Here is an 8,027-nt window from a genome sequence, read left to right as displayed (position 1 = left end):
AAAACTCACGGAGTCGGTTCCTATTCCGCAGCCGATTTCCAGAACTTTCTTTCCGTGCCAGCGTGTGAAGTCGGCGAACCGCGGAATGTGCGGTTCTACGAAATACTTCCGTTGCTCGACCTCATCAAAGTACTCGCGAGTGCCGATCGGCGAGCGCCCATGCCGGATGTTGCAGGGCTGACGGTCCCAGTATTCCTGGACTCCTTCAATAGTCGCTTGGGCGACCTGAGATTTCATTCGCACAGCACCCCCGGTTCGAAATAGGCCATAGTCTGCTGGCGGGGATCCAGGGTGACATTGGCTCACATTGAAACGGATGTCAACCGATCCCAAGCTTCCAACGCGTTGATTGCCAACGGATTCGCCCGTGGGCTCTACGTTGTGCATTCTAAAGCTTCCGATCTCCTAAAACGGCCGGGCCGACGTCCCCACCTGGCCCACGCCCAGCAGGTTCACCTGGAAGCGGAACTCGCTCTCGCCGTTGTGCCGGTTGATGTAGAGGGCCGACAGGGACCAGCAATCGAAGCGCCAGTCGATTCCCGCCCGATACTCGACCGCGTCGGTGCCATTGACGAACTCCCACGCCGCACCTGTCTTGATGTCCAGGTTCTGCAGGACCCGGATCCGCGTCTCGCCGGTCAGGGTACGCTGCGGGCCGACCGGGGCGATCTGCGGGCCCAATGTGACACTCTGCCCCTGCTCGTTGAATCGCGGTCCGAAGGCCGCCGAGAACCGCGGATACACCACCCCGACCAGCCCCGCCGCCTCCCGGAGCCCCAGCCCGTACATGTTGTATCGCACGTAGCCGCCGATGCGGATTCGCTGGTTGGGCTGGAGCGCCAGGTCCGCGTACAGGTCGCCGACCGGCTGATCGATGGGCTTGAAGTTGTAGGTCTGACTCAGCGTGAACCGCATCAGGTCCCAGCGCACGGCCTCCTGGCCCGGCCCGGCCACCGTCTTGGCTCGCAGCACGTTGGTCAGGTAGTACGTCACCTCGTTGGCCCTGCCGAGCCGGTCGATGCCGTGCGCCCGCTCGTAGCCCGGATCGATGCCCGTCCCCGTGTTGTAGCCCGGGTCGTACGTCGGCATGTTCTTCTGGTTGTATCCGCGGATCTCGATGAACTGCGCGCGCGGCTCGATCGAATGCTGCAGCGCCGCGATCCCGGCGAAGCCGTCCGTCTGGTAGACGCGGGCCACCTTGCTCTGCAGCTCCACGCCTCCCTCGATCTGCTGGCGCACGCGCGGATCGTACTCGGACGCCTGGGTCAGGATGCCGTCCAACCCGGTGTGAAAGCCGGTCACCCGCTGGTCGTAGTAGGTGAGACGGCCGCCCGCGAACGGGGTGACGGTCAGGTAGCCGCCGATCGGGATCGGCGCGAAGAAGCGCGGGTGGAAGTCGGCGCGTACGCCCTCCGGGCCGTCCACCTGCCGGATGAAGTTGACGAAGGAGGCGTTCGTCTCGTACAGGAGCCACGGCACCCCGGGCACCTGCTGGCGGACGCCGGCGAGGTCGACCTCGGGCACGCGCTGCAGCTCGAGGGGACGTAGGGTCGTGAGGTCCTGGTACCAGCGCACCTGGCCCAGGAGGTTCCAGTTGGTCCAGGTCTTGGTCAGCGAGACGTTGGTCACCGCCGCGAGCCGTGAGCGGTCGGTCAGGCGGTCCGCGTAGTCTCGGTAGATCTGGTCGTCGCTCGTGACCTGCGAATCCACCTTGAAGGTCAGGCCCGGCGCGATCCGCCAGTCGTGGCGCAGATCGGTCCAGCCCCGGTTCTCGGGAATATCGGGGGGCTGAGTGCCGCGGAAGATCTCGGTGATCCCGAAGGCGCCCAAGGTGCCGCGCTGGTCCCGCGACCAGACGTACCGGTAGTCCGCCTCGACACCGATGCCGCGCGCGCTGAAGGTGTCGAGCGAGACCGTGAGGTCCTGGCTGTCGTTGATCACCCAGTAGAAGGGAAGCTTGGTGAAGTAGCCGCGGCGGCTCGACTGTCCGAACTCGGGGAAGAGGAAGCCGGACTGCCGCTCCTTCCGCAGGGCGGCGGCGAAGTACGGGAACCAGGGCAGTATCGGGACGCTCTTGACCCAGAACGAGGCGTCGCGGCCGTAGACCATATCGTCGAGAGCAGCCGTTCCCGAGCCGAACCGGAACGACCAGGGCGGGTCATCACCCTCACAGGTGGTGAAGGCGCCTCGCCGGACCTCGTAGATGCTCTCCCCGGTCCGGTCCATCCGCTCACCGGTGAGGTGGTAGAAGGGCGCCGAGACCGCGGAGCCCTGGTACACCACGCCGGTGCCCGTCTTCAGGTTGTAGTCGATCCGCTCGCCCACCAGCCGGTCGGGCCCGTCGTAGAAGACCACCTTCCCCTGCGCGATCGCCTGCCCGGTGTCGCGGTTGATCTCGACCCGGTCGGCGAGCAGGCGGGTCTGCCCGCGGACGATCTCCACGTTGCCGATGGCGATCATCAGGTCGGAGGTGCCCCCGACTTGCTGGAGCTGGTCGGCGACGACGGTGGCCTCCTCGGAGCCGGCCGGGATGCTGAAAGCTCCTGCGGAGGACTGGCCGGAGGCGGGGGCGCGCGCGAGAACGACTAGGAGAAGGGCCAGAATGGAACCCAAGACGAGGCCGCGAGGCTCAAGACCGCCCGATTTGTCACGAGCACCGGCGGGGAGACGTCCCGACATTCGGGACATGCTAGCAGGGCGACGGCGGGAGAGGAAGAAGTACTCGGAGATTTACATACGGCTGCGCCGCAGCGGAAACAGCGAGGCCTTGTATCTCTCAGACGCGGCCCAGCGCTAAGCTGAGCCGGGTGAAGGTGGGCGGGAGCCCGTCCTGGCCTGGGTCCCCGAAGACCGTGACTGAGCGTGGCGCCCCGCCCACTGTTCCATCATCGAACCCGAACAGTCGCTTGGGCCAGCCGAGCCCGCATTCACAAGGACGGGTCATGGAACACTCCCATTTCGTGGGAATCGACGTCTCCAAGAACCATCTCGACGTCCACGTCCGTCCCACCGGCGACTCCTTTCGCGTCCCCTACGATGACGCCGGACTCGTCACGCTCGTCGAGCATGTGCGGCCGTTAGCGCCCGCAGTGCTCGTCCTCGAAGCCACGGGCGGCTACGAGGTCCCCGTGGCCGCCACCCTCGCCAGTGCCGCGCTGCCCGTGGCCGTCGTCAACCCGCGCCAGATCCGGGACTTCGCTCGGGCCACCGGGCAGCTCGCCAAGACCGACACGCTCGATGCGCGGATCATCGCACTCTTTGCGGAGGCGGTGCGGCCGGCGGCCCGCCCCGTCCCCGATGAGCAAGCCGCCGCGTTGGGCGAACGCATCGCCCGCCGCCGCCAGCTCGTCGACATGCTCGGCGCCGAGCACAACCGGCGCCGGCTCCTGCGCGATCGCCGCTTGCAGCGGCACCTCGATGCCCACATCGCCTGGCTCGAGGAGGCCTTGCGCCGCCTCGATCAGGACCTCACGACCCTGATCCGGTCGACCCCGGTCTGGCGCGAAACGGACGATCTGCTCCGCTCCGTCCCCCGGCATCGGCCCCGTCACCGCCTGTACCCTCATCGCCGATCTGCCGGAACTGGGGCGGCTCGACCGCCGCCGCATCGCGGCCCTGGCCGGCCTGGCGCCAATCGCCCGTGACAGCGGAGCCTTCCGCGGGCGCCGGATGATCATGGGCGGCCGGCCCCACATCCGGCGCGTGCTGTACATGGCCACCCTGACGGCGATCAAGCACAACCCGGCGATCCGGGCCTTTCACCAGCGCCTCGTGGCGGCCGGCCGCCCCGGGAAAGTCGCCCTCACCGCCGCCATGCGCAAGCTCCTCACGATCCTCAACGCCATGCTTCGAGACCGTCGCCCATGGCAGCCCGCTTGACTCGCAAGACAGTCGCTCAGTCGAGCTGGACGAGGGCAACGAGGCGAGGTTCCGGGCAGACGGCGCGGCACGAGCCGTTCTTCCAGGGAGAAAGCGCTTCCCATCACCTGATGCATGGTGCCCGAGCCGCCCGGAGGCCGGAACTCGGGATTCCCCTTGCGACCGAGCAGGGTAAGGAACAGGAGGGTATTCTGCTCTGCTAGGGTCAGGCGCGATCGTACGCCTTCAAGGTCTGCCTCGCGGTTTTCTCCCACGAAAACCCGGCGGCCCGCCGCAATCCTCGCGCGGAGAGCTCGCGACGGAGCGTCTCGTCCTCCCATAGCCGAACCATGCCCTGGGCGATCGAATCGACGTCCGCCGGGTCCACCATCAGGCCCGCGTCCCCGACGACCTCGGGCAGGGACGACACGTTGGAGGCCAGGACCGGCACGCCGCAGGCCATCGCCTCCAGCACCGGGAGGCCGAACCCCTCGTACAGGGAGGGATAGACGAAGCCACGCGCGCCATTGATCAGCGCCGGCCGGGCCTCGTCCGGGACGTAGCCCAGATACGTGAGACGCCCGGCCCGTCGCAGGCTCTGGATGCGGCGCGCGACTTCGTCGCTCCTCCAGCCGTCGGCACCGGCGAGGACGAGGGGCCCGGCCCGGTTTCCGGCCAGCTCGGCAGCCTGCAGGAGCCTCAGGAGATTCTTCCTGGGCTCGATCGTGCCCATGAAGAGCAGATAGGCGTCCGGCACCAGGCCCCAGTCCGACAGGACCTGCTGCACCTCCGTCGCCGGGAGCGGCTTGAATGACTGGGCGGCCGCGAGGGGCACGACGCTGATGCGCTCCGGGCGAATGCTGAAATGTTTGACGATGTCATCGCGGGTCGACGCCGAGTCCGCGAGGACATGATCCGCAATCTCCAGGGAGCGCGCGATCTCGCTCGCCATGCTGCTCACCCGGGCCCGCGGGTGCCATTCGGGAAACAGCATCAGGGTCATGTCGTGGATCGTCACCACCCGTCGCGCCCGCTTCACCGAATGGGTGAACACATAGTTCGTGGCGTGGTAGACGTCGTACGGTCCGAGGCTTCGCTCGACCGCCGGGGTCAGGCCGAGCTTGCGCCGCAGCTTGCGCCTGGCGCGGAACACGAGGAAGCGGAGCCGGCCCTCGCTGACCACCCGGACACACTTCTCGGCGAAGACCGGCACCTCGCGCGTGCGCAGGGTCCGGGTGAGTCGCGGGTACATGACGATGTACTGGTGGGCGGGCTCCAGCCGCGCGAGAGCTCTGATGAGGTGATAGGTATACTGGCCGATTCCGGCCCGAGGAGGGATCAACGGATGCCCGTCGATCGCAATCCTCATGAGGCCGTGCGGTGCGGCGGAGTTTCTGGCATCTCTGGCGCCCTCACGTAGTATCTTCGAGCATCGGGAGAGCCAAACAATGGCACACTTGAAGTCTCACGTGAAGCGGCTTCTCGGATGGCCGACGGCGGTGCCCCACCTCGTCGTGTCCGCTCCGCCGCCGCGCCACGAGCCGCCACTGGAAGGAGCCGCCCGGGAGCTCCTCGAGCGAGCGACAGCCTACTACTGGTTCCACTCCATCGATCTCGGCAATGGCGTGGTCACCCCAGGCAGCAAGTCGGTGGAGCTGCTCCGTGCCGAGGCGAACGCGATCTTCGGGCCACTCGACCTCCGCGGAAAATCTGTCCTGGACATCGGCGCCTGGAATGGCAACTTCAGCTTCGAGGCCAAACGGCGGCAGGCCGCCCGGGTCCTCGCCACCGATCACCACTGCTGGACCCAGGAGGTCCAGGGTCGCGACACGTTCCATCTGGCCAAAGAGGCGCTGAAGCTCGAGATCGACGAGCTCGACATCGACGTCCCGGAACTCACCCCGGAGCGAGTCGGGCAGTTCGAGGTCGTTCTCTTCCTGGGTGTCTTCTATCATCTGGTGGATCCCATCCAGGCGCTCAAGAATGTCGCGGCCTTGACGAGAGACGTGGCGGTCGTCGAGTCGCACCTGGACCTGGCGGACGTCGAGCGTCCCGCGATGGTCTTCTACCCGGGGGCCGAGCTGAACAACGATCCCACCAACTGGTGGGGACCCAATCGGCTGTGCGTGGAAGCGCTGCTCAGGCTCGTCGGCTTCGCGAGAATCGCGTACCAGCCGCATCCTATCGTGGGAAGCGCCCGAGGCATCTTCCACGCCTACAAGCAACCCTGATTCAGAGTGACGCGCGGGCGTCACGATAGCTGTCGCGTAGCCAGATCCACAAGATCGGCCAGGCGGCGCGCGGGATGCTTCGGTTGTAACGCAGGAAGGTGACCAGACTGATCCCGACCAGGGACAGCCGGTCGCGGATCGACGCGCCGTGATGCTCGAGCCCGAGCGCCGCGTGCGCGTATCCGAAGACCAGGTTCGGCGCCACGCGACCGAACTGGCGGTAGACGACGCGGAGGATCTCCGCGTGAGCCTGCCCCCGCTGACCCAGGGTCTTGGTGTCCGCGTGCAGTCGGGTGCTGGCCAGATAGCTCGGCGTGTACGTGAAGATCTTCCCCGCCCGGGTCAGGCGAATCCACAGGTCGTAGTCCATGCAATATCGCAGAGACTCGTCCAGATAGCCCGCGTGCTCGACCGCTTCGCGTCGGAGGAACACCGTGGGTTGACAGATGAAGCAGATTTCTCGAAAGCGATCCGGGTCGAACGGCTCGGTGGGATATCGCTCCAGGATGGCGCCCGCCTCGTCCACGTGATAGCCCTCACCGTAGACCGCAGACGCCTCCGGATGAGCCTGGAGGGCCGCGACGGCGCTGGTGACCGCACCGGGGAGATAGACGTCATCAGAATTGAGGTAGGCCACGATGCTCCCGGCCGCCTGCCGCCAGCCCTTGTTGATGGCGTGGGCCTGCCCTCGGTCGGGCTCCGAGACCCAGCGGATCCGATCCGAGTACTCACGGAGGATCGACCGGGTCTCGTCGGTCGAGCCGCCGTCCATGACGAGGTATTCGATTCGAGGATAGTCCTGCTTCAGGACACTCTCGATCGTCGCGCGGATGAATCGTCCCTGGTTGAAGGACGGGGTGACGATGGTCACGAGCGGCAGCACGAAAACGAGTGTATCAAGTGCGGCGGGAATGGAAAGTCTTTGCCGACGCTCGTGTATACTGGCGCCGCGACGTCCTCGATACCATGAATCTGTCCGCCAAGATACCGAAACAGCTCAAGCCGCTCGCCCGTTGGCTGGACAGATCGGCCCGCCAGGCGCTGGCGCGCCGCCGTCAACCGCTCGAGGGCCCCGCGGCCGAGCTGCTCGCGCAGGTCCAGCGCTACTTCTGGTTCCACTCCATCGATCTCGGGAATGGGGTCGTGACCCCGGGCAAGAAGTCGCCGAAGGTGCTCCGCGCGGAGGCCGACGCGATCTTCGGCCGCCTGGACCTGCGCGGCAAGTCCGTCCTCGATATTGGCGCCTGGAACGGCTACTTCAGCTTCGAGGCCAAGCGGCGGCAGGCCAACCGAGTGCTGGCCACGGATCACCACTGTTGGACCCCGGAGATCAACGGGCGGGCCACGTTCGATCTGGCCCGCGCCGCGCTCGGACTGGACGTCGAAAGCTTGGACGTCGATGTCCCGGATCTGACCCCGGACCGAGTGGGCCGCTTCGACGTGGTGCTGTTCCTCGGGGTCTTCTACCATCTGGTGGATCCGGTCCGTGCGCTGCAGAATCTCGCCGCCGTGACCAACGAGGTCGCCGTCGTGGAGACCCATCTTGACCTGCGCGCGATGGATCGCCCGGCGATGGTCTTCTATCCGGGGACCGAGCTCAATGACGATCCGACGAACTGGTGGGGCCCGAATCGCCAGTGCGTGGAGGCCCTGCTAAAGGTGGTCGGATTCGAGCGGGTCGTCTACCAACCCCATCCGCTCGTGGGGGACGCCCGGGGAGTCTTTCATGCCTACAAGAAGAGTCCGACGTCCGCGGCCCTGAATGCGTGGCCGCCGCCGTCGATGGAGCGTCAACCGGCGCCCGCTTCGGAGATCCACTTTCACGACTTCCACAGCAATCACTACCTGCGCATCAACCAGCGCCGGATGGAGCACCTCGCTTCGCTGGGACTTCCTCTCGCGAGCTGCACGGTGCTGGAGCTCGGCGCGGGCATCGGC

The 8,027-nt window shown here is 66.5% G+C and carries 6 protein-coding genes and 1 pseudogene; 3 read left to right on the top strand and 4 right to left on the bottom strand.

All coding sequences use genetic code 11. From position 1 onward, the window contains the following. Positions 1 to 237: class I SAM-dependent methyltransferase (locus VKN16_16225; GenBank protein HME95753.1), on the bottom strand; the 237-nt coding region annotated here is incomplete at its 3' end. A gap of 168 nt (positions 238 to 405) precedes the next feature. Beyond that, positions 406 to 2,613, bottom strand: a complete 2,208-nt coding sequence (gene lptD / locus VKN16_16220) for an LPS assembly protein LptD (GenBank protein ID HME95752.1) — start codon at positions 2,611 to 2,613, stop codon at positions 406 to 408. 329 nt (positions 2,614 to 2,942) lie between these two features. Between lptD and VKN16_16215 the strand changes: the two are divergent. Beyond that, positions 2,943 to 3,879 (top strand): annotated as a pseudogene (locus VKN16_16215) (IS110 family transposase). A 205-nt stretch (positions 3,880 to 4,084) separates the two neighbouring features. On the opposite strand, the gene VKN16_16210 reads toward VKN16_16215, so the two are convergent. Next, positions 4,085 to 5,227, bottom strand: a complete 1,143-nt coding sequence (locus tag VKN16_16210) for a glycosyltransferase family 1 protein (GenBank protein ID HME95751.1) — start codon at positions 5,225 to 5,227, stop codon at positions 4,085 to 4,087. A gap of 100 nt (positions 5,228 to 5,327) precedes the next feature. Between VKN16_16210 and VKN16_16205 the strand changes: the two genes are divergently transcribed. Further along, complete coding sequence (locus VKN16_16205) at positions 5,328 to 6,089, top strand: methyltransferase domain-containing protein (GenBank protein HME95750.1); 762 nt, start codon at positions 5,328 to 5,330, stop codon at positions 6,087 to 6,089. Position 6,090: 1 nt separating this feature from the next. On the opposite strand, the gene VKN16_16200 is transcribed toward VKN16_16205, so the two are convergent. After that, a complete protein-coding gene (locus tag VKN16_16200) occupies positions 6,091 to 6,972 on the bottom strand; it encodes a glycosyltransferase family 2 protein (GenBank protein ID HME95749.1) in 882 nt (293 codons plus the stop codon). A 17-nt stretch (positions 6,973 to 6,989) separates the two neighbouring features. Here VKN16_16200 and VKN16_16195 point away from each other — a divergent pair. Continuing rightward, the coding region (locus VKN16_16195) for a methyltransferase domain-containing protein (GenBank protein HME95748.1) at positions 6,990 to 8,027 on the top strand (1,038 nt) is incomplete at its 3' end.

Source organism: Candidatus Methylomirabilota bacterium (assembly GCA_035315345.1).
Classification (GTDB): domain Bacteria; phylum Methylomirabilota; class Methylomirabilia; order Rokubacteriales; family CSP1-6; genus CAMLFJ01.
The sequence above is the reverse complement of the archived record's forward strand: the minus strand, read 5'-3'. Positions and strand labels throughout refer to the sequence as shown.

Bases quoted from the DNA above. Each gene is read 5' to 3' on its own strand.
- VKN16_16210 (HME95751.1), bottom strand. From the start codon at position 5,227: ATGAGGATTGCGATCGACGGGCATCCGTTGATCCCTCCTCGGGCCGGA.